This window comes from Pseudomonas sp. B21-017 (assembly GCF_024749245.1).
Classification (GTDB): Bacteria; Pseudomonadota; Gammaproteobacteria; order Pseudomonadales; family Pseudomonadaceae; genus Aquipseudomonas.
This window is the reverse complement of sequence record NZ_CP087194.1, coordinates 6,480,444-6,500,945: the sequence shown is the minus strand read 5'-3', so window position 1 is coordinate 6,500,945 and position 20,502 is coordinate 6,480,444. Positions and strand designations below refer to the sequence as shown.

19 protein-coding genes are annotated in these 20,502 nt (G+C 60.0%); 10 read left to right on the top strand and 9 right to left on the bottom strand.

The features are described 5' to 3' along the window. The first annotated feature begins 44 nt into the window (after positions 1–44). Positions 45–1,253 carry an N-acetylmuramoyl-L-alanine amidase gene (locus tag LOY28_RS29660; RefSeq protein WP_258612881.1) on the top strand — a complete coding sequence of 403 codons (1,209 nt, stop codon included), beginning with the start codon at positions 45–47 and terminating at the stop codon, positions 1,251–1,253. Here LOY28_RS29660 and LOY28_RS29655 read toward each other — a convergent pair. Then, positions 1,250–1,627: a hypothetical protein gene (locus tag LOY28_RS29655; protein ID WP_018927359.1), complete on the bottom strand. Its 378-nt coding sequence runs from the start codon at positions 1,625–1,627 to the stop codon at positions 1,250–1,252. The genes LOY28_RS29660 and LOY28_RS29655 overlap by 4 nt on opposite strands. A 143-nt stretch (positions 1,628–1,770) precedes the next feature. Here LOY28_RS29655 and zigA point away from each other — a divergent pair, with 143 nt between their 5' ends. Next, positions 1,771–2,979 (top strand): zinc metallochaperone GTPase ZigA, encoded by a 1,209-nt coding sequence (zigA, locus tag LOY28_RS29650; RefSeq protein ID WP_064621164.1) that lies wholly within the window; start codon positions 1,771–1,773, stop codon positions 2,977–2,979. Beyond that, entirely contained in the window at positions 2,979–3,629 is a 651-nt protein-coding gene (locus LOY28_RS29645; protein ID WP_018927361.1) for a DUF1826 domain-containing protein, read from the top strand. Before zigA ends, LOY28_RS29645 begins: the two co-directional genes overlap by 1 nt. 4 nt (positions 3,630–3,633) lie before the next feature. On the opposite strand, the gene LOY28_RS29640 is transcribed toward LOY28_RS29645, so the two are convergent. Next, complete coding sequence (locus LOY28_RS29640; RefSeq protein ID WP_018927362.1) at positions 3,634–3,990, bottom strand: hypothetical protein; 357 nt, start codon at positions 3,988–3,990, stop codon at positions 3,634–3,636. Between the two features lie 27 nt (positions 3,991–4,017). Here LOY28_RS29640 and LOY28_RS29635 point away from each other — a divergent pair, with 27 nt between their 5' ends. After that, complete coding sequence (locus LOY28_RS29635; RefSeq protein ID WP_258612880.1) at positions 4,018–4,983, top strand: GTP-binding protein; 966 nt, start codon at positions 4,018–4,020, stop codon at positions 4,981–4,983. 35 nt (positions 4,984–5,018) lie between these two features. Here the strand turns inward: LOY28_RS29635 and LOY28_RS29630 are convergent, their stop codons facing one another. After that, positions 5,019–5,432, bottom strand: a complete 414-nt coding sequence (locus LOY28_RS29630) for a DUF3301 domain-containing protein (RefSeq protein WP_018927364.1) — start codon at positions 5,430–5,432, stop codon at positions 5,019–5,021. 120 nt (positions 5,433–5,552) lie between these two features. Here LOY28_RS29630 and pdxY point away from each other — a divergent pair, with 120 nt between their 5' ends. Further along, positions 5,553–6,425: a pyridoxal kinase PdxY gene (gene pdxY / locus LOY28_RS29625; RefSeq protein WP_018927365.1), complete on the top strand. Its 873-nt coding sequence runs from the start codon at positions 5,553–5,555 to the stop codon at positions 6,423–6,425. Positions 6,426–6,506: 81 nt separating this feature from the next. Here the strand turns inward: pdxY and LOY28_RS29620 are convergent, their stop codons facing one another. Further along, entirely contained in the window at positions 6,507–6,989 is a 483-nt protein-coding gene (locus LOY28_RS29620; RefSeq protein WP_007934430.1) for an acyl-CoA thioesterase, read from the bottom strand. Between the two features lie 203 nt (positions 6,990–7,192). Here LOY28_RS29620 and LOY28_RS29615 point away from each other — a divergent pair, with 203 nt between their 5' ends. Beyond that, complete coding sequence (locus LOY28_RS29615; RefSeq protein ID WP_018927366.1) at positions 7,193–8,956, top strand: cation:proton antiporter; 1,764 nt, start codon at positions 7,193–7,195, stop codon at positions 8,954–8,956. A gap of 165 nt (positions 8,957–9,121) precedes the next feature. On the opposite strand, the gene LOY28_RS29610 is transcribed toward LOY28_RS29615, so the two are convergent. From LOY28_RS29610 to uvrD, 4 genes are all read right to left on the bottom strand, one after another. Then, positions 9,122–9,529: an SMI1/KNR4 family protein gene (locus LOY28_RS29610; RefSeq protein WP_007934432.1), complete on the bottom strand. Its 408-nt coding sequence runs from the start codon at positions 9,527–9,529 to the stop codon at positions 9,122–9,124. A gap of 134 nt (positions 9,530–9,663) precedes the next feature. Beyond that, positions 9,664–10,533, bottom strand: coding sequence for a Tim44 domain-containing protein (locus tag LOY28_RS29605; RefSeq protein WP_018927367.1), 870 nt, complete (start codon positions 10,531–10,533; stop codon positions 9,664–9,666). Between the two features lie 179 nt (positions 10,534–10,712). Continuing rightward, entirely contained in the window at positions 10,713–11,153 is a 441-nt protein-coding gene (locus LOY28_RS29600; RefSeq protein WP_018927368.1) for an EamA family transporter, read from the bottom strand. Positions 11,154–11,241: 88 nt separating this feature from the next. Next, on the bottom strand, positions 11,242–13,425 hold the full coding sequence (uvrD, locus tag LOY28_RS29595) for a DNA helicase II (protein ID WP_007934438.1): 2,184 nt from the start codon (positions 13,423–13,425) through the stop codon (positions 11,242–11,244). A gap of 259 nt (positions 13,426–13,684) precedes the next feature. On the opposite strand from uvrD, the gene LOY28_RS29590 reads away from it, so the two are divergent. The 3 genes from LOY28_RS29590 (at position 13,685) to LOY28_RS29580 (ending at position 17,988) form a co-directional block, all read left to right on the top strand. Further along, positions 13,685–16,558: an EAL domain-containing protein gene (locus LOY28_RS29590; protein WP_018927369.1), complete on the top strand. Its 2,874-nt coding sequence runs from the start codon at positions 13,685–13,687 to the stop codon at positions 16,556–16,558. Between the two features lie 135 nt (positions 16,559–16,693). Next, on the top strand, positions 16,694–17,560 hold the full coding sequence (gene hexR, locus LOY28_RS29585) for a transcriptional regulator HexR (protein WP_017850032.1): 867 nt from the start codon (positions 16,694–16,696) through the stop codon (positions 17,558–17,560). A gap of 215 nt (positions 17,561–17,775) precedes the next feature. Next, entirely contained in the window at positions 17,776–17,988 is a 213-nt protein-coding gene (locus LOY28_RS29580; protein ID WP_019020903.1) for a PA3496 family putative envelope integrity protein, read from the top strand. Here the strand turns inward: LOY28_RS29580 and LOY28_RS29575 are convergent. Further along, on the bottom strand, positions 17,930–18,892 hold the full coding sequence (locus LOY28_RS29575; protein WP_018927370.1) for a LysR family transcriptional regulator: 963 nt from the start codon (positions 18,890–18,892) through the stop codon (positions 17,930–17,932). The genes LOY28_RS29580 and LOY28_RS29575 overlap by 59 nt on opposite strands. 190 nt (positions 18,893–19,082) lie before the next feature. Between LOY28_RS29575 and LOY28_RS29570 the strand changes: the two genes are divergently transcribed. Next, positions 19,083–20,498 (top strand): acetyl-CoA carboxylase biotin carboxylase subunit, encoded by a 1,416-nt coding sequence (locus tag LOY28_RS29570; RefSeq protein WP_018927371.1) that lies wholly within the window; start codon positions 19,083–19,085, stop codon positions 20,496–20,498. The last annotated feature ends 4 nt before the right edge of the window (positions 20,499–20,502 follow it).

Below are 20,502 nucleotides of genomic sequence, written 5' to 3'. Positions count from 1 at the left end.
AACAATCAAATCGACGATGCCTTTTTCGTGAACGAGCTTTCATCATGCACAGACGTCACTTGCTCAACCTGATTCTGGCCAGCGCGGCCTTTGCGTTACCTTTTGGTGTGTCGGCCACGCAAATTCGCAATGCACGACTGTGGCGTTCGGACGACAAGCTGCGACTGGTGTTCGATCTGAGCGGGCCGGTGCAGTACAAAACTTTTTCCCTGAGTGCTCCGGAGCGGCTGATCATCGATCTGAGTGGCGCCAACTTCAGTGGCGACTTCAGTCAGCTGGCGCTCGACAACTCGGTGATTCGCGCGATCCGTTCCGGGCATTTCGGTCAGGGCGATACGCGGATCGTCCTCGACCTCAGCGGTCCGGTGCAGCTCAACAGCTTCCTGTTGCCACCACAGGATGGGCAGGGGCACCGATTGGTGCTCGATCTGAAGGCCATTGCTCCGCTACAGATCGCGGCGGCGCCGTCGGAAAAACGTGAGCCCATCATCGACAAGGCTCATCCCAAGCGCGACATCATTGTGGTGGTCGACCCTGGTCACGGCGGCAAAGACCCGGGCGCGGTCGGCGCCAAAGGTGAGCGGGAGAAAGACGTGGTGCTATCGATCGCCCAGCTGTTGGCCAAGAGGCTGAAGCGTGAAAAGGGCTTCGACGTGAAACTGGTGCGTAACGATGACTTCTTCGTCCCACTGCGCAAGCGCGTGGAGATCGCCCGCAAGCACAAGGCCGACATGTTCATCTCGGTCCATGCGGACGCCGCGCCGCGCCTCACCGCTTCAGGTGCGTCGGTGTACTGCCTGTCCGAAGGCGGCGCGACCTCGGCCACGGCGCGCTTCATGGCGCAACGGGAGAACGGCGCGGACCTGTTGGGCGCCACCAGCCTGCTCAATCTCAAGGACAAGGATCCGATGCTCGCCGGGGTGATTCTCGACATGTCGATGAACGCCACCATCGCCGCCAGTTTGCAGTTGGGCAATACGGTGCTCGGCAGCCTGGCGGGCATTACCACGCTGCATCAGAAGCGTGTGGAGCAGGCGGGATTTGCGGTGTTGAAGTCGCCGGATGTGCCGTCGATTCTGGTGGAAACCGGCTTCATCTCGAACGCCCGCGACAGCCAGCGACTGGTGACGGCGCGGCATCAGCAGGCGGTGGCTGATGGCTTGTTCGACGGCTTGCAGCGTTACTTTCAGAAGAATCCCCCAATGAACAGCTACATCGCCTGGCAACAGGAGCAGAAGAAAGCGCAGGCCTAACAGCCGGTCAGCCGGCTACAGGTGAACTTCGCGCTGCTGCCCCCGGAACTGGAGAACCGATTGATGGTTGTCCAGCCAACCCGGCGGTTGTAGCCGACCCAGGCTTCGCCATCGGACGCGATGCCGGTAAAGAACGTCAGTTGCCCGTAGCGGCTGTTGGTCTGCGCCCAATAGCGTTTACCGGCCACTTCGAAGCCGCGCAAGTAGATCGTGCTACCGACGGTGTTAACGCTGTAGGCATTGCCGTCGGCATCCACGCAGGCCAGCAGATTGGCGCTACGGGTGCATTTGGCCAGGCTTGGGATCTGTCCCCAGGCATCGACCGCAATCAGCAGCGAAAGGCTCAACAGCGAGAATCTCAGAGCGTTTCCCATGGCATTTCTCAAGGGGCGGACGGGTTAAAGCATCGTGCCCTTTGTCGTTGTGGGCAAGAGGGGGAGTGGCTTGTTTGTGTTGTTATACTATAACATAAATTAAGCCCGACATTGCGACCGGGCATCCCTGTGAGGAATACCTGATGCCCAATCGTCTCCCCGTGACCGTCCTGTCGGGCTTTCTCGGCGCCGGAAAAAGTACACTGCTGAATTACGTACTACGTAATCGCGATAATCTGCGGGTCGCGGTGATCGTCAACGACATGAGCGAAATCAACATCGATGGCAGTGAAGTTCAACGCGATGTCAGCCTGAACCGTGCCGAAGAAAAACTCGTGGAAATGAGCAACGGTTGCATTTGCTGTACGTTGCGCGAAGACCTGCTCGAAGAAGTCAGCAAACTCGCCAGGGACGGTCGTTTCGATTATCTGCTGATCGAGTCCACCGGCATTTCCGAGCCGCTGCCCGTGGCGGAAACCTTCACCTTTCGCGATGAAGAAGGGCAGAGCCTGGCCGACATTGCGCGGCTCGACACCATGGTCACCGTGGTCGACGGCATGAACTTCCTGCTCGACTACCAAGCCGCCGAAAGCCTCGCTTCCCGTGGTGAAACCCTGGGCGAGGAGGACGAGCGCTCGATCACTGACCTGTTGATCGAGCAGATCGAATTCGCCGACGTGATCCTGATCAGCAAGATCGATTTGATCAGCAGCCGCGAACGCCAGGAGCTGATCGCGATCCTCGAACGGCTCAATGCCCAGGCCGAGATCATTCCGATGGTCATGGGCGAGGTGCCACTCAAGAAAATCCTCAACACTGGGCGTTTCGACTTCGAGAAGGCCGCTCAGGCACCAGGATGGTTACAGGAATTGCGCGGTGAACACGTGCCGGAAACCGAGGAGTACGGTATTGCCTCCACGGCTTATCGGGCGCGGCGACCGTTTCATCCGCAGCGTTTTTTCAGCTTCATCGATCGCCCGTGGGTGAACGGCAAACTGCTGCGTTCCAAGGGCTTTTTCTGGCTGGCCAGCAAACACATGGATGCCGGCAGCTGGTCCCAGGCCGGCGGCTTGATGCGTTACGGGTTTGCCGGGCGCTGGTGGCGTTTCGTGCCGAAAAACCAGTGGCCGCAAGACGAAGAAAGCACCGCCGGGATCATGGAGAACTGGACGGCCGCCACCGGCGATTGCCGGCAGGAACTGGTGTTTATCGGTCAGAACATCGACTTTGCACAACTCACCGCCGAACTTGATAACTGCCTGCTGACGGATGATGAAATGGTCTTGGGCGTCGAGGGGTGGCGGCTGTTGCCCGATCCGTTCGGTCTCTGGCACGAAGAGGCGGCTGCCTGATGCTGGCGCCCAGTCTGAAGCGGCGACCGCTCATTGCTCAGGTTCAAGGTGAAACGCCAAAGGTGCTGACCGGGATTCTGGACGACGGTGTGAACCTCGCCCTCTGGCAACGCCAACTGCCGGCGCACATTGCCGATTTCGGTCGCTTGCTGTTGTCCCTGAACCAGCCGCTGGCCGAGTCGCTTTCCCTTGAAATGGCCAGTGATGAAGCCGAACCCAATCTCCACGGTTTAGCCTCAGGCTTCAGCGATCTTGAAGGTTACGAAGGTTTTATCGCCGACGTTTCCTGGCTGGTCAGCGCGTTCGCCTGCCTGTTGGGCGCCCAACGCATCGGCCTACGCCTGCGGGTTCTGGACAAAGCCATGTGCCCGCGTTTCCACGTCGATCATGTGCCGGTGCGGTTGATCACTACCTACGCAGGGGTCGGCAGCCAGTGGCTGAAAGAAGGGGCGATGGATCGCCGCCGATTAGGCGAGCCTGACGCCGAACCCCAGGATGATTCGCTGATCCAGCGTATCTCCAGCGGCGAAGTGGCGCTGCTTAAAGGAGAGAAGTGGCACGGCAACGAAGGTTTCGGTCTGGTTCACCGTTCGCCGCAGCCGGCACCGGGCGAGCGTCGTTTGATCCTGACCCTCGACTGGCTGGGCTGACAGCTCAAGGTTTGAGCCAGGTTCCCTGGCTCTGGGCTTCGCAAAACGGCTTCAGATACGCCGCATCGGTGGCCACGCCGTAATAGTGAATATCCTGCCGGTAAGGCATATTGGCGACTTGAGCGTTGCTGCATACCCCGAACGCGCCGGCGGGGCATTGGTCGACGTACTGCACCTCGACTTTCTGCCCGGCCAGATTCGGCTGGCAGAAGCCGTCGGCGAACAGTTTTTCCGGGATGTTGCGGTTCTGCTGGCAGACCTTCACGTCCAGCCGCTCAGCCGTACTATGTACCACGCAGGCTTGGGCCAGCGCTTCACCCGACATGAGCGCCAGAAGCAACGACCATCCCATCAACCGCATCCTTTACCTCCTCAGAAAACTTCGACCATGTTGCAGAACATTCCCACCCACGTCATCGCCGGCCCGCTGGGTGCCGGCAAGACCAGTCTGATCAAGCACCTGCTGGCGCAGCGGCCGGCCGGTGAGCGCTGGGCGGTGCTGATCAACGAGTTCGGCCAGATCGGCCTGGATGCTGCGCTGCTGATCCAGGACGTCGATGGTATCGCACTGGGGGAAGTGGCCGGGGGGTGTTTGTGTTGCGTCAATGGTGCGCCGTTTCAGGTCGGCCTCGGGCGGCTGCTGCGCAAGGCACGACCGGATCGACTGTTCATCGAGCCCTCCGGGCTGGGGCATCCGGCGCAGTTGCTCAGGCAATTGAGCGAGGCGCCGTGGCAAGGCGTCCTGGCGGTGCAGCCTTGCGTGCTGGTGCTGGACGCCCAGGCGCTCGCGGCTGGAAAACCGCTGCCAGCGGCGCAACTGCAAGCGTTGGACAGTGCCGGGTTGCTGTTGCTGAACAAGGCAGAAAGCCTCGACGACAGTGATCGCCAGCGAGTTGTCGCACAGTTGCCGTCGCGTCCTTTGTACTGGACGCAGCAAGCTGTCTTGCCGCTGAGCGAGTTACCGGGCCTCAAGGCTCAGGCTGTCGCGGGTGTGGATAACTTCATCGTGCCCAAGGGGCTGGCACAGATGCCGGCCATCTGGACTGACCCTGCGCAGCCGATTTGCTTGAGTCAGGCGCAAGAGGGTGGCTGGAGCGTCGGCTGGCGCTGGCATCCGAGTCAGACATTCGATGCCGTGCTTGTCGGAAAGTGGCTTGAGAGCCTTGAATGGCTGCGGGCGAAGCTGGTTATCCACAGCGTCGAAGGTTGGGTGTCGGCCAACGCGCTGAATAACTCGTTACTGGATTGGCAACCCAGCGAATGGCGACGGGATTCGCGCATCGAGCTGATTTTCAGTGAAGTGCAGGATGTTGAGTCGCTGCAAAGAGATCTGGCCGATTGCCGGTCGGTTTGAAGATCAAAAAATCGCAGGCTGCGATCTTTTGATCTTCAGGGACGCCACTTGGTGTGTTCTTGCCGCCACTGGCTCAATTCAATCACCTCGGCGCTGGGTTTTGCGACTTCGACCACCGGCGGTGTGTCGTCGAATGGCATTGGGTAGGGCGCGAGCTCGATCTGTGCGCTATGGGCGCCGAACTGAGTGATGGTGCCGTTGTGGCGGGTTTCGCCGGTCACGGTAAATTCGAAGCTATACACACGGGCCAGGCGCCGACGGCCGTTGGCGTCTTTAATGAAAGCGATCTTCTTCAAGGCTACGTTGCCGTCCAGCAACTCGATCCGCAGCTTGGCGCAATGCTGCTGAACCCGCTCCAGTGCGCGTTCGCGCAAGCCGTGGTTGTGCCACAGCCATGCGCCACCGGTGGCGAGCAGCATCAGCACGAAGATATTTCCTAGGGTCAGCATCAACAGGGTGCTCCAACAAGATAGTGTCAGCTTAACTGCGTCTCTGGTCTGTCGTACAGGCTGCGTTTAGTCGCATACTGCGCGGCTCGAATTTCAATCGGTTTATGGAAAACTCACCGCATGAAACGTACGCCCCATCTGCTCGCCATCCAGTCCCATGTGGTGTTCGGCCACGCTGGCAACAGCGCCGCGGTTTTCCCGATGCAGCGGGTCGGGGTGAACGTCTGGCCACTCAATACCGTGCAGTTCTCCAACCACACGCAATATGGCCAGTGGGCCGGGGAAGTGCTGGCCCCGCATCAGATTCCGGAGTTGGTGGAGGGCATCGCGGCGATTGGCGAACTGGGCAACTGCGACGCCGTGTTGTCCGGCTACCTCGGCAGCGCGGCCCAAGGGCGGGCGATTCTGGCGGGAGTGGAGCGAATCAAATCGATCAATCCCAAAGCCTTGTACCTCTGCGATCCGGTGATGGGCCATCCGGAGAAGGGCTGCAGTGTTCCAGCCGAAGTCAGCGATTTCCTGCTGGAAGAGGCGGCGGCGTTAGCCGATTTCATGTGCCCGAATCAGCTGGAGCTGAACAGCTTCTCGGGGCGCAAGGCGCAGTCACTGTTCGATTGCCTGGCCATGGCGCGGGCGCTGCTGGCGCGCGGTCCGAAGGCGGTGTTGGTCAAGCATCTGGACTATCCCGGCAAACTGACGGATGGCTTCGAGATGTTGCTGGTGACCGCTGAAGGCAGCTGGCACTTGCGTCGGCCGTTGCTGGCGTTCCCGCGTCAGCCGGTGGGCGTTGGCGATCTGACTTCCGGGCTGTTCCTGGCGCGTGTGCTGCTGGGTGACAGTCTGCTGAGCGCCTTCGAATTCACCGCGGCGGCGGTGCATGAAGTGCTGCTGGAAACCCAGGCGTGTGCCAGCTATGAGCTGGAACTGGTGCGGGCGCAGGACCGGATCGCCCATCCCCGGGTGCGGTTCGAGGCGGTAGCGATCAGTTTGTAACGGTGTGGCGGTAGAAAAGATCGCAGCCTTCGGCAGCTCCCGCGTGTCTGTGGGCGCTGCCGCAGGCTGCGATCTTTTGCTTTAAGCGTCGCCCTTGATTTCCTGATAGCGCTTTTCCAGTTCCTGACGAATCTGCCGACGCTGCTGGGCCTGCATGTACCGACGCTTGTCTTCGCTGTTCTGCGGTTGCAGTGGCGGGACGGAGGCCGGTTTACGCTGGTCATCCACCGCGACCATGGTGAAGAAGCAGCTGTTGGTGTGGCGCACCGAGCGCTCGCGAATGTTCTCGGTCACGACCTTGATGCCCACTTCCATCGAGGTATTACCGGTGTAGTTGACCGAGGCCAGAAAGGTCACCAGCTCACCGACATGAATCGGCTCGCGGAAGATCACCTGATCCACCGACAAGGTCACTACGTAACGGCCGGCATACCGGCTGGCGCAAGCGTAGGCCACTTCATCGAGGTATTTGAGGAGGGTGCCGCCGTGGACATTGCCAGAGAAGTTGGCCATGTCGGGGGTCATCAATACCGTCATCGACAGCTGGGCGTTTCCGGGTTCCATAACGTACTCACGGGTTCAAGGCAGGGTTTGGGGGGCACCTCTGTGGGTGCTTGTCGGTGTTTTTCAAACCAACAGTTATCGGGACGCCGGGCGGGGAGGCGCCGTCACGCCCGAAGCGATCTGTTTCCATATATTGCACCGTCTTTGCGCCGGAAGTCGTGGTGTTACCCTTCAAAAGCCCACCCCCGAAGGAGCCACACACCATGCATGCCATCAGTTTCATTCAGGATCTGGCAGTGATCATGTTGATCGCGGGTGTGGTGACCGTGCTCTTTCATCGTCTCAAACAACCGGTGGTGCTCGGCTACATCGTCGCCGGTTTCATTATCGGCCCGCACACGCCGCCCTTCGGCCTGATCCACGACGAAGAAACCATCAAGACCCTCGCCGAGCTCGGGGTGATTTTCCTGATGTTCTGCCTGGGGCTGGAGTTCAGCCTGCGCAAGCTGTTCAAGGTCGGTGCCACGGCGTTTATCGCGGCTTTCCTGGAAATCGTCCTGATGATCTGGATCGGCTACGAAATCGGCCGCTGGTTCGACTGGAATACCATGGATTCGCTGTTCCTCGGCGCGATCCTGGCGATTTCCTCGACCACCATCATCGTCAAGGCGCTCAACGACCTGAAGATGAAGAACGAGCGTTTTGCGCAGTTGATCTTCGGCGTACTGATCGTCGAGGACATCCTCGGTATCGGCATCATCGCCTTGCTGTCGAGCATCGCCGTCAGCGGCACGGTCAGTTCCGGCGAAGTCTTTTCCACCGTCGGCAAGCTTTCCCTGTTCATGATTGTCGCACTGGTCATCGGTATTCTGCTGGTGCCGCGACTACTGGCCTATGTGGCGAAATTCGAAAGCAATGAGATGTTGCTGATTACCGTGCTGGGCCTGTGTTTCGGCTTCTGCCTGCTGGTGGTCAAGCTTGAATACAGCATGGTTCTCGGCGCGTTCCTGATCGGTGCGATCATGGCCGAATCGCGCCAGCTACTGAAGATCGAGCAGTTGATCGAGCCGGTTCGCGACCTGTTCAGTGCCATCTTCTTCGTCGCCATCGGCCTGATGCTCGACCCGATGATCCTGCTGCAATACGCCTGGCCGATTGCGGTGATCACTGTGGCGGTAGTGCTGGGCAAGATGCTGTCCTGCGGCCTTGGCGCGTTTATCGCCGGCAATGACGGACGCACCTCACTGCGCGTGGGGATGGGGCTTTCACAGATTGGCGAATTCTCTTTCATCATCGCCGCGCTGGGCATGACGCTGCAGGTCACCAGCAGCTTTCTCTATCCGGTGGCTGTGGCCGTCTCGGTGATCACCACGTTGTTGACGCCCTATCTGATCCGCGCGGCCGATCCGCTGTCGATCAAGCTTGCTGCCGTGATGCCGCAGCGCCTGGCTCGTGTGCTGGGGATGTATGGCGAATGGCTGCGCAGCATCCAGCCTCAGGGCGAGGGCGCGCTGTTGGCGTCGATGATTCGGCGGATTCTGTTGCAGGTGGGGGTTAATCTGGCGCTGGTGGTTGCGATCTTTTTATCGGGCGCCTTCTTCGCCGAGCGCATGTCCGTTTACCTGCAAGACTGGATCAGCGACCCGAGCTGGCAGAAAGCGTTGATCTGGGGTGGGGCGTTGCTGTTGTCGCTGCCGTTCCTGATCGCCGCCTATCGCAAGCTCAAGGCGCTGTCGATGCTGCTGGCAGAAATGGGGGTGAAGTCGGAGATGGCCGGCCGCCACACGCAGCGAGTGCGTCGGGTGATCGCCGAAGTGATCCCGATCCTCTCGCTGCTGGTGATTTTCCTGCTGCTGGCGGCCTTGTCGGCCAGTATTCTGCCGACCAACAAGTTGCTGGTGCTGATTGTCGTGGTCGCGGCTGCGATAGCGGCGCTGCTCTGGCGCTGGTTCATCCGCGTGCATACGCGGATGCAGGTGGCCTTGCTGGAAACCCTGGATAACCACAAGGATTCGTCCGAGCATTGAGCGTGACGAGTCCCTGTAGCAGCTGCCGAAGGCTGCGTTCGACTGCGCAGCAGTCGCCAATCAGGCTACGAGGTGATTCAGGTTAACCGGGTGTCAGGGTTTACGACTGCTTCGCAGCCGAACGCAGGCTGCGCCAGCTGCTACAAAAAATCGTGCAGGGGTACATCAGCTTTCCAGCCAGACGTCCCGTGCCCAGTGCCAGACCGATTCCCAGGTTTCTTCGGCGAGTAACTCTTCTTCGGCCAGCCACAACACCACGGTGCCGTCTTCTTCGACGCAGTAGTAGTTGTCACCGTCCTGGCAGATCGGGATCAGGCTGCGATCAACACCAGCGTCCCAGGCGTTGGCGGCAACGTCCGGCAGGTAGGTGTGGGATTGCGGGTCGGTGACGGTCACCGGCTCCAGGCTGCCGTAGACTACATCGCTGACGGTCAGCAGAAATTCTCTGAATACGAAGGGAATGTCGATGAACAGTTGCTCTTCGATTTCTACCAGCAGATCTTCGTCGGGCAACTCCAAGGGGACCGGTACCGGTTCGTTGGCTTCACGCAGTTGTTCGATGATTTCTTCCACGTCCGGGATCCTCTTGCTTGATGGCGCGGTTTAGTTTGGGCGGTTTATACAGTAGCTCGCTATAGATGCAACCGTGAAATAGAAAACCCCGGCAGAGCCGGGGTTTTCATTACAGCATGCGAAACGCGGAGTTATCAGCTGTTCTGGCGGATACCTGCGACCAGCCAAGGCTGGTTTTCGCCCTGTGGACGTTCCATGTTCCAGCTTTCGCTGAACACTTCGCCCTGGTCGAAACGCGAGGTCTTCGACACGCCGCTGAAGGTCAGGGTGGCGATGGTCTTGTCCGCACGGTCATCAACGCCGTCCAGTTGTACCTGGAGGTTGTCGATGTAGGTCGACTGGAAGCCGTCGCCCAGGTCGGCACGTTCGCGCTTGAGGAACTCCAGCAGTTGCGGGGTCACGAACTCGGCGATCTTGTCCATTTCGTTGGCGTCCCAGTGCTGTTGCAGGGACTGGAAATGGTTGCGCGCGGCTTCAACGAAGCGCTGTTCGTTGAACCAGGCCGGAGCATTGATCACCGGACGGGCAACAGGTGCAGCCGAACCGCCGAAGATCGAACCCATGGCTGGCTTCTGCTCGAACACTTCACGTTGCATCGGCGCGCCGGCCGGAGCCATATGCTCCTGCTGTTTGCGACGACGAGCGGCAATGAAGCGGAAGACCAGGAAGGCGATGACCGCCATGATCAGGATGTCGAAGAACTGCATGCCCTGGAAGCCGCCGCCCATGAACATGGAAGCCAGCAGGCCACCGGCCGCGATACCGGCCAGAGGGCCGAGCCAACGCGAAGCACCGCCGGCCTTGGCGGCAGCGCCAGCGGCACCGGCCGCGCCGGCAGTGGCGGCTGCACCGCCCACGCCAGGAGAAGAAGGAGCCATTTGGCTGGTCTGGTGAGTCGGCGCAGCGCCGACACTCTTGCCGCCACCAAAGCGCTTGGCGTTGGCGTCCAGGCTCATCGTCAGGCCGATGCACAACGCCATGGCGATGCTAAGAAAACGTTTCATAAAGGGAATTCCCATTTGTGGATGGCACGCGCGCCATGTTGCACAGCTGAAGTGTTACTGGCTAGCGGCAGAGTGTTTCGGGCTTTTGCCTGACAGGTTGTGTTCAGCTTCAGTCAGCGCAATAAGGCCTGTTAGCGTTAGTCTGTAGGACGAGTGGACAGCTTCTGTAGGAAGGATGCTTAGCGCCGCAGCGCCAGCATGACGACACCGGCCGTAATCAGGCCGATTCCGCTCCATTGGCGCAGGTCGAGTTTTTCACCCAGCAGGATTACGCCGAGCACCGCCACCAGCACCACGCTGAGCTTGTCCACCGGAGCGACCAACGAGGCCGGCCCCAGTTTCAACGCGCGGAAGTAGCAGATCCACGAGGCACCGGTGGCCAGTCCCGACAGCAGCAGGAACAGGTAGCTCCTGGCCGAGATCGATCCTAATGACTGATATTGGCCCGTGGCGTACAAAATCAAGGCCAGGCTGACCAAAACCACCACCGTGCGCAGCAGCGTGGCGAAGTCCGAGTTAACGTTTTCGATGCCGATTTTGGCGAAAATCGCGGTCATGGCGGCAAACGCCGCCGACATCAGGGCCCAGAATGTCCAGGAAGAAAAGAAACCCGAGCCCATGTTATTGCGCCTTTTATAAGATCAATCTGAAACACAGAACCTTGTGGGAGCGAGCAGGCTCGCCCCCACAGTAAATCACTGGCAGGTTTTAGATCGCTTCCAGCTTGGCGTAACCGAGCATCAGCCACTTGCTGCCTTCGCTGAAGTTCACCTGCACCCGCGCCTGAGCACCGGCGCCTTCGAAATTCAGGATCACACCGTCGCCGAACACCGAATGCCGCACAGTCTGGCCGAGGCTGAACCCGGTGTCCGGGATCTCGCTGCCGCCGAACAGGCTGCTGGAACTCTGCTGCTGGCCTCCGCCGAACGGACGGCTGACACTGTTGGACAGTCGCACTTCCTGGATCAGGCCTTTCGGCACTTCACGTACGAAACGCGACACCTTGTTGTAGGTCTCGCTGCCGTACAAGCGTCGGGTTTCAGCATACGTCAGCACCAGGTTCTGCATCGCCCGGGTGATACCGACATAGGCCAGACGACGCTCTTCTTCAAGGCGACCGGGCTCTTCCAGGCTCATTTTGTGCGGAAACAGGCCTTCTTCCATGCCCACCAGGAACACGTAAGGGAATTCCAGGCCCTTGGCGCTGTGCAGGGTCATCAACTGAATGCTGTCTTCGTGCTCGTCGGCCTGGGTGTCCCCGGCCTCCAGCGAGGCGTGGCCGAGGAATGCCGCCAGTGGCGATTGCTCTTCGTCCTCTTCCGGGTTTTCGAAGTTGCGCGCGGCGCTGACCAGTTCCTCAAGGTTTTCTACCCGGGCCTGGCCTTTCTCGCCTTTTTCCGCCTGGTGGTAGGCGATCAGCCCCGACTGCTCGATGACGGTCTGGGTCATCAGGTGCAGTGGCATTTCCATGCACTTGGCGGCGAGGTTCTCGATCAGCTCCATAAACGCCCCAAGTGCACCGGCAGCGCGCCCGGTCAGGCCCTTGTTGGCCACCAGCTGACGCATGGCTTCCCACATCGACACGTCGCTGTGGCGCGCATGATCGCGAATCGCTTCGACGGTTTTTTCGCCGATGCCACGGGCCGGAACGTTGATCACCCGCTCAAGGGCCGCATCGTTGCCACGGCCTTCCAACAAACGCAGATACGCCATGGCGTTCTTGATTTCTGCCCGTTCGAAGAAGCGCTGACCACCATAAATGCGGTACGGGATGCGCTCGCGCAGCAAGGCTTCTTCCAAAACGCGCGATTGGGCGTTAGAGCGGTACAGAATCGCGATATCACTGCGAGCCAAGCCGGTTTTCAGCGCGCTTTCAATGGTTTCAACCACGTAGCGTGCTTCATCGTGTTCGTTGAACGCGGCGTACAGATTGATCGCTTCGCCTTCGCCACCATCGGTCCACAGCTCTTTGCCCATGCGCCCGGTATTGTTGGCGATCAGGGCGTTGGCGGCCTTGAGGATCCCGGCGGTGGAGCGGTAGTTCTGCTCCAGACGAATGATCTCGGCATCCGGGAAGTCGTCGGAATACTGATAGATGTTCTCGATTTTCGCGCCGCGCCAGCCATAGATCGACTGATCGTCGTCGCCGACCACCATCAGGCTGTCGCCACCCTTGGCCAGCAGACGCAGCCAGGCGTACTGCACGGCGTTGGTGTCCTGGAACTCGTCCACCAGAATGTGCCGGAAGCGCTTCTGATAATGGGCGAGCAGCCCCGGGTGGTCGCGCCACAGATCGAGGGCGCGCAGCAGCAGTTCGGAGAAGTCGATGACGCCGGCACGCAGGCACGCAGCCTCGTAGGCTTCATAAATGCTGCGCATGGTCGCCAGGAACAGATCGCCGCTGGCTTGAATATGTTGTGGACGCAGACCTTCGTCTTTCTGCCCGTTGATGAACCACTGGGCTTGCCGGGCCGGCCAGCGTTGCTCGTCCAGGCCCAACTCGCGGATCACCCGCTTGACCAGCCGTTGCTGGTCGTCGCTGTCGAGAATCTGGAAGGTCTGGCTCAGGCCCGCCTCTTGCCAGTGCGCCCGCAATAAGCGGTGTGCCAGGCCGTGGAAGGTGCCGACCCACATGCCGGCCGGGTTGATACCCATCAGCTGCTCGATGCGATGACGCATCTCGGCAGCGGCCTTGTTGGTGAAGGTCACCGACAGAATGGAGTGGGGCGAGGCGTTTTCGACCTGGATCAACCAGGCGATACGGTGCACCAGCACTCGGGTTTTACCGGAGCCAGCACCGGCCAGGACCAACTGACGACCCACGGAGGCAGCTACGGCCTGGCGTTGGGCATCGTTGAGGGAGTTCAGCAGAAGGGAGAGATCATCGCGCATCGGGGCATTCTAGGGTGCGACGTCACACCGGGCAAACCGAGCTTTGCATTAGCCGATGAAAGAAGCACCGATGACGACCGGTCGGTCACTGGCTGCAAGCAGGGGCGGGGCTCGCCTGGCGGCTTTTACCCCGGATGCGGGCGACTAAAACTTTTGTCTATTTTATGACCTGAGGCAGTTTGGTCCGGGCATTTGCTTGTGTATGCTCCGTCCACAATTCGGGCTCGCATGCTCAACTATAAGAACAAGAACATCGCCTATGACCCTCAGCTCCGACCTGTCGGGCCCCTCCGTGGAGCCTCGGGCTATCCGCAAACAGTACGCCATGGAGATGGCGGTCGAACGCACGCGTCTGCTGTACCAGGGCTCGCTCTTGCCGACGCTTTTCATGTTGATCAACGGTCTGGTCTGCGCCGGGTTGCTCTGGAGCCCGCAACGCTACTTCGTGGTCAGTGTCTGGCTGGTCTGGTTATTGTCGCTGGTGGCGTTGCGGGTGATTCAGGTCGCGGCCTTCGATTCGGCGATTCCCAACCGTCAGGCTCATCCGATCTGGCGTCGCATGTTTCTGCTCGGTTCGGCGATGACCGGCCTGACGCTGGCCGGTGCCGGCATTGCACTGGTGCCCGCTGACAATTTCATCCAGCAAGCCTGGGTATTCGGTCTGATCGGCGCCGCAGCCCTTTCGGCCAGCGTCGCTTATGCGGTCAGCCTGCCAGCATTTCTATCCTTTACCTTGCCCTGTCTGTTGCCCGCCATCGGCTATCTGTTCTGGGGCGGCGATGAACAGGAGCAGGGCTGGGGCTGGTTCGGGCTGATTCTTCTGGGCTCGTTGAGCGTGGTCGCCTGGCAGGTCAATCGGTTGATCAATCAGGGTTTGTTGCGGCGTTTTCAAAATCAGGCGCTGATCGAGCACTTGCAGCAGGCGCAAAGTCGCAGCGAGCAACTCAATCACGAACTGGCCAGGGAAATCGACCAGCGTCGTCGCGCCGAAGAAGAATTGCGCGAAACCCAGGTCGACCTTGAAAACCGGGTTGCCCAACGCAGTCTGGAGCTGGATGCGGCCAACCAGGCCTTGAGCAAGAGCGAAGCGCGGCTGGCGCTGGCGTTGAAAGCGAGTGAGCTCGGTTTGTGGGACTGGAACCTGCAGACCGACGAAGTTCATCACACTCAGCTCCAGGAGTTGTTCGGGTTGGAGCCGGAATACGTGACGGCGATGCTCCGCCACCTCAAGCCGAGGCTGCATCCCGACGACTTGCCAGCGCTGAGGCGGGCGCTGGTCGAGCATTTGAAGGGCCGCACCGAGGATTATCAGATCGAGTACCGGGTGCGACATGGCGATGGCCATTGGGTCTGGATCGAGGACCGTGGTCGAGCGGTCGAGCGTAGTGAAAACGGCCGGGTGATCCGCATGGTCGGCACCCGTCGCGATATCAGCGCCAGCAAGCACCTGGAAGAACAGCGCCAGCTGGCGGCGACGGTGTTCGAGGCGGCCAGCGAAGGCATCGTGATTTTCGACCCGAATTACGCACTGATCGCGGTCAATCAGGCTTTCAGTCGGGTAACTGGCTATGAAATCGACGACATGCTCGGGCGCAACGTGGTCGATTTGCCTTGCAGCCGCGACGCTCGTCGGCATTACGCGGCGATTCGTCAGGCGCTGGAGCAGCACGGTAGTTGGCAGGGCGAGTTGGTCGAGACCCGCAAGAATGGCGAGTTGTATCCGCAGTGGCTGCAACTGAATGCCGTACGCGATTTGCGGGGAAATGTCAGTCATATCGTCGGCTTCTTCGCCGATCTGTCCGCTCGGCGTGAATCCGAAGAGCGCATGCGCTACCTCACCCATTACGACGAGCTCACGGGGCTGGCCAACCGTTCGTTATTCCGTGAACGACTAAGCGAGGCTCATCAGCGGGTGCGTCAGGGCGGTCGGCGCAGCCTGGCGCTGCTGCACATCAATCTGGATCGCTTCAAGTTGCTCAACGACAGCCTCGGCCACGAAATCGCCGATCAGCTGTTACAGAAAATGGCCCGGCGGTTGGTCAATGCGTTGCCGGAAGCAGACACCATCGCCCGGTTGTCCGGCGATGAATTTGCGGTGCTGTTCGACGCCTACGGCAACCTGTCGAGCCTGGCGCGCGTGGCGACCCGATTGTCGACCAAGCTGCGTTTGCCGATCACTGTCGAGGGGCATGAACTGGTGATGAGCGCGTCCATGGGCATCAGCCTGTTGCCGGACACCGCACGGGAGATTTCCGCGCTGGTCAGCCAGTCGAACATGGCCATGCAGCATGCCAAACACTTGGGCGGCAACAACTTCCAGTTCTACACCGACAGCTTGCAGGCCAGCACGCTCGAGCGTTTGCAGCTTGAGAACCAATTGCGCAAAGCCATCGAAGAAAAGCAGTTGAAGGTGTTTTATCAACCGAAACTCTGCCTAGCCACCGGCCGGTTGAATGCCGCCGAAGCGCTGGTGCGCTGGAATCACCCGACCCTTGGCCAGGTACCGCCGGGGGATTTCATCGGTCTGGCCGAGGAAACCGGCCTGATCAACGCTATCGGCGAGTTCGTATTGCGTCAGGCCTGCTGGCAAGCCTGCGAATGGCAACGTCAGGGGCTTGAGCCGATTCGGGTGTCGGTCAATCTGTCGGTGCATCAGCTGCGTCAGGGGAAACTGGTCAGCCTGGTGCGCCAGGTGCTGGAGGAAACCGGTCTGGCGCCGCACTATCTGGAGCTGGAACTTACCGAAAGCCAGTTGCTGGACAGCGTCGAGCACATCATCGCGACCTTCCAGCAATTGCGCGATCTGGGGGTGAAGCTGGCGATCGACGATTTTGGTACCGGGTATTCGTCTCTGAGCTACCTCAAACGTATTCCTGTGGACTACGTGAAGATCGATCAGGCATTTATCCGTGGTCTGGGAGAGAGCAGCGAGGATGCGGCGATCACCCGGGCGATTATTGCCATGGCCCACGGCCTGTCGTTGAAAGTGGTGGCCGAAGGCGTCGAACGGCCGGAGCAGCTGGAGTTTCTGAAGGTCGAGCATTGCGATGAAGTGCAGGGTTATTGGATCAGCCGTCCGGTTGAGGCTGCAGACCTGGCTGAGCTGTTGCGCGCGGACGAAAAAACCTCGTAGGTGCTACATGGAGCATATGTCGCGTGATACGGGGACATTGAGTTACGCATTGAGCAGGCAAAAAGCCGATTCATGTAGTATAACTACAAGCGTGCTACATCCCCGGCACCTGCCAATGACAAAGAGTCCAGCCCCTTGAATCTGCTGCAACACATCGCCCAGTCACGCCACCTGTTACGCAAGTCGGAGCTCAAGGTCGCCGACCACGTGCTGCTTGATCCTGCGGCGGTGATGCACAGTTCCATGGCCGACCTGGCCCACAGCGTAGGCATCAGCGAGCCGACCATCGTGCGGTTTTGCCGCGCCATCGGTTGCTCCGGGTTCCAGGATTTGAAACTGAAGCTGGCGCAGAGCCTGGCGGCCGGCGCGAGCTTCGGGCAATTCGCGATCCATGAAGACGATTCGGTTGCCGACTACAGCCTGAAAATCTTCGACACCACCCTGCACACCCTGATGGAAGTTCGCGAGAAACTAGACCCGGTAGCGTTGCAGAAAGCCGTGACCGCGATGTCCCAGGCCCAGCGTGTCGAGTTCTACGGCTTCGGTGCGTCGGGTGCGGTGGCGGCGGATGCCCAGCACAAGTTCTTCCGTTTGTTGCTGACTGCGGCGGCGTATTCCGACCCGCACATGCAGGCGATGTCGGCGGTGACCTTGAAGCCGACCGACGTGGCGATCTGCATTTCCCAGTCCGGTCGCTCAAAGGACCTGTTGATCACCGCCAATCTTGTGCGCGAAAGCGGCGCCACGCTGATCACCCTGTGCCCGAGCCAGACACCGTTGGCCGAGCTGTCGACCGTTAACCTGGCGATCGACGTGCACGAAGACACTGAAATCTACACGCCGCTGACGTCGCGCATCGCCCACCTGGTAGTGATCGATGTGTTGGCGATGGGCGTGGCCATGGCCCGTGGGCCGAGCCTGGTCAATCACTTGAAAAGCGTCAAGCGCAGCCTTCGCAGCTTGCGGTTGTCGCCAAAGTCAGTAAAAGCGCTGGACGATTGATTCTGGCTGCAATTGTGGCGAGGGAGCTTGCTCCCGCTCGGCTGCGCAGCAGTCGCAAAATCTTAGGGCTGCTTTGCGACCCAGCGGGAGCAAGCTCCCTCGCCACAGGTTCGCGGTCAGCCAGTGAGTTTCATCGTTCTGTAACCCTCCCGCCGCCAAACCGTCATCCCTCGCGCCTATCTTGAAACTCCCGTACTCGCCTTGGGAGACTCGAAATGGCCCAGCCCTACGAAGAACGCAACAGCGCCGTCAAAACCCGTCGTCAGCAAGAAGACCAGCGCCGCATGGAATTTCGCCGCGCCATCGAAGATCGCTGCGAGCGCCGCCAGCTTCTGGCCGAAATCGGCGAATTTCCCGACGACCTCGAACTCAACTACTGGCAGGCAGCACCGGTAACTTCCCGTCGAAACGCTCAACCAGTGCGCTGATTTGCGCTCGTTCGCTGCGGATAAACGCAAGGAATGCGTGGGCCACCGGCGATAGCCGTTTGGCCTTGGCCTGCACCAGGCACCAGCTACGCAGCAGCGGCAGCTCTTCGACCGGCAGCTCGATCAGGCCACCGGTCGCCAACTCAAGGTTCAGGGCGTGGCGCGTCAGCAGCGCCAGGCCCAGACCCGCCAGCACGCATTCACGCTGAGCTTCCGCCGAGGCGACCTCCTGGGTCTGGGTGAAGTGCACGCGCTTCTCTTTGAAATACTCCTCGCAGGCCAGTCGCGTGCCGGAACCGGGTTCGCGCAGCAGCAGCGTGTAGGGTTCCAGATCCTGCAAGCGCAATGGACCCATGTGGCACAGCGGATGATCCGGTGGCGCCACGGCTACAATCGGGTTGTTGAGGAACGGCAGGAATTCCAGCCCCATGTCCTGGGGGACCATCGACATGATCACCAGATCATCGCGGTTATCCGACAGGCGCCGGATGACCTGGCCACGGTTGACCACCGTCAGGTGCAGGTTCACTTCCGGGTGCTGGCGCTTGAACGCGGCAAACAGGTGCGGCACGAAATACTTGGCGCTGGACTCCACCGCCAGTTTCAGCTGACCTTGCAATGAGCCTTGCATGTCCGACAGCTGCATATCGAGGTTTTCCAGGCGGCCGAAAATGTCCCGGCTGGCGCGCTGCAGCGCTTCGGCCGCCTCGGTCATGTAGAGTTTTTTGCCGACATAATCGAACAAGGGCTGACCGATCAGCTCTTCAAGTTGACGAATCTGTAGGCTCACGGCAGGTTGTGTGAGAGACATTTCGTCGGCAGCGCGGCTGTAGGACCTTAAATCGCACACCTCATTGAAGATCTGCAATTGACGCAATGTCATACGCATCAATGACTTACGCATTTTCTATAAATCCTGAGCGAAGGTCGATGACTCAACTATAAGTCTTTGCTTATGTCTGACCCAATTATTATTCATTTTTGTTAATCCCTTGCGACAGCTAGTGTGGAGCTGCGACTGAATTGAAACATTTGGTCACGCGTCGACCTGTCTAATCGGGTCGTGGGTGCCACCGGCTCAAGGGAACCTCCAAGTGATAAAAAAGATCCTGATTGCCAACCGTGGTGAGATTGCCGTACGAATCGTGCGCGCCTGCGCCGAAATGGGCATTCGCTCGGTCGCGATCTATTCCGACGCCGACCGTCATGCTTTGCATGTGAAGCGTGCGGACGAGGCCCACAGCATCGGTGCCGAGCCATTGGCCGGCTACCTGAACCCGCGCAAGCTGGTGAACCTGGCGGTGGAAACCGGTTGCGATGCGTTGCACCCCGGCTACGGCTTTCTTTCGGAAAATGCCGAGCTGGCGGACATCTGCGCCGAACGCGGAATCAAATTCATCGGCCCGTCGGCGGAAGTCATTCGCCGCATGGGCGACAAGACCGAAGCGCGCCGCAGCATGATCAAGGCCGGCGTGCCGGTCACACCGGGCACCGAAGGCAACGTGTCGGGCATCGAAGAGGCCCTGACCGAAGGCGACCGCATCGGTTACCCGGTGATGCTCAAGGCTACCTCCGGTGGTGGCGGCCGCGGCATTCGTCGTTGCAACAGTCGCGAAGAACTCGAACAAGCCTTTCCGCGAGTGATTTCCGAAGCCACCAAGGCTTTCGGTTCGGCGGAAGTGTTCCTGGAAAAATGCATCGTAAACCCGAAACACATCGAAGCGCAGATCCTCGGCGACAGCTTCGGCAACGTGGTGCACCTGTTCGAGCGTGACTGCTCGATCCAGCGTCGCAACCAGAAGCTGATCGAGATCGCTCCGAGCCCGCAACTGACTCCGGAACAGCGCGCCTACATCGGCGACCTGTCGGTTCGTGCAGCCAAGGCCGTGGGTTACGAGAACGCCGGTACCGTGGAGTTCCTGCTCGCCGAGGGCGAGGTGTACTTCATGGAGATGAACACCCGGGTGCAGGTGGAACACACCATCACTGAAGAAATCACCGGCATCGACATCGTTCGCGAGCAGATCCGCATCGCATCCGGTTTGCCGCTCTCGGTGAAACAGGAAGACATCCTGCACCGTGGTTTCGCGCTGCAGTTCCGGATCAACGCCGAAGACCCGAAAAACAACTTCCTCCCGAGTTTCGGCAAGATCACCCGTTACTACGCGCCCGGCGGTCCCGGCGTGCGCACCGACACAGCGATCTATACCGGCTACACCATTCCGCCGTTCTACGATTCGATGTGCCTGAAACTGGTGGTCTGGGCGCTGACCTGGGAAGAGGCGATGGACCGTGGCCTGCGGGCCCTCGACGACATGCGTCTGCAAGGGGTCAAGACCACCGCCGCGTACTACCAGGAAATCCTGCGTAACCCGGAATTCCGTAGCGGCCAGTTCAACACCAGCTTCGTTGAAAGCCACCCTGAACTGACCAACTACTCGATCAAGCGCAAACCCGAAGAGCTGGCCCTGGCCATCGCCGCCGCCATCGCCGCCCACGCAGGCCTGTGAGGAA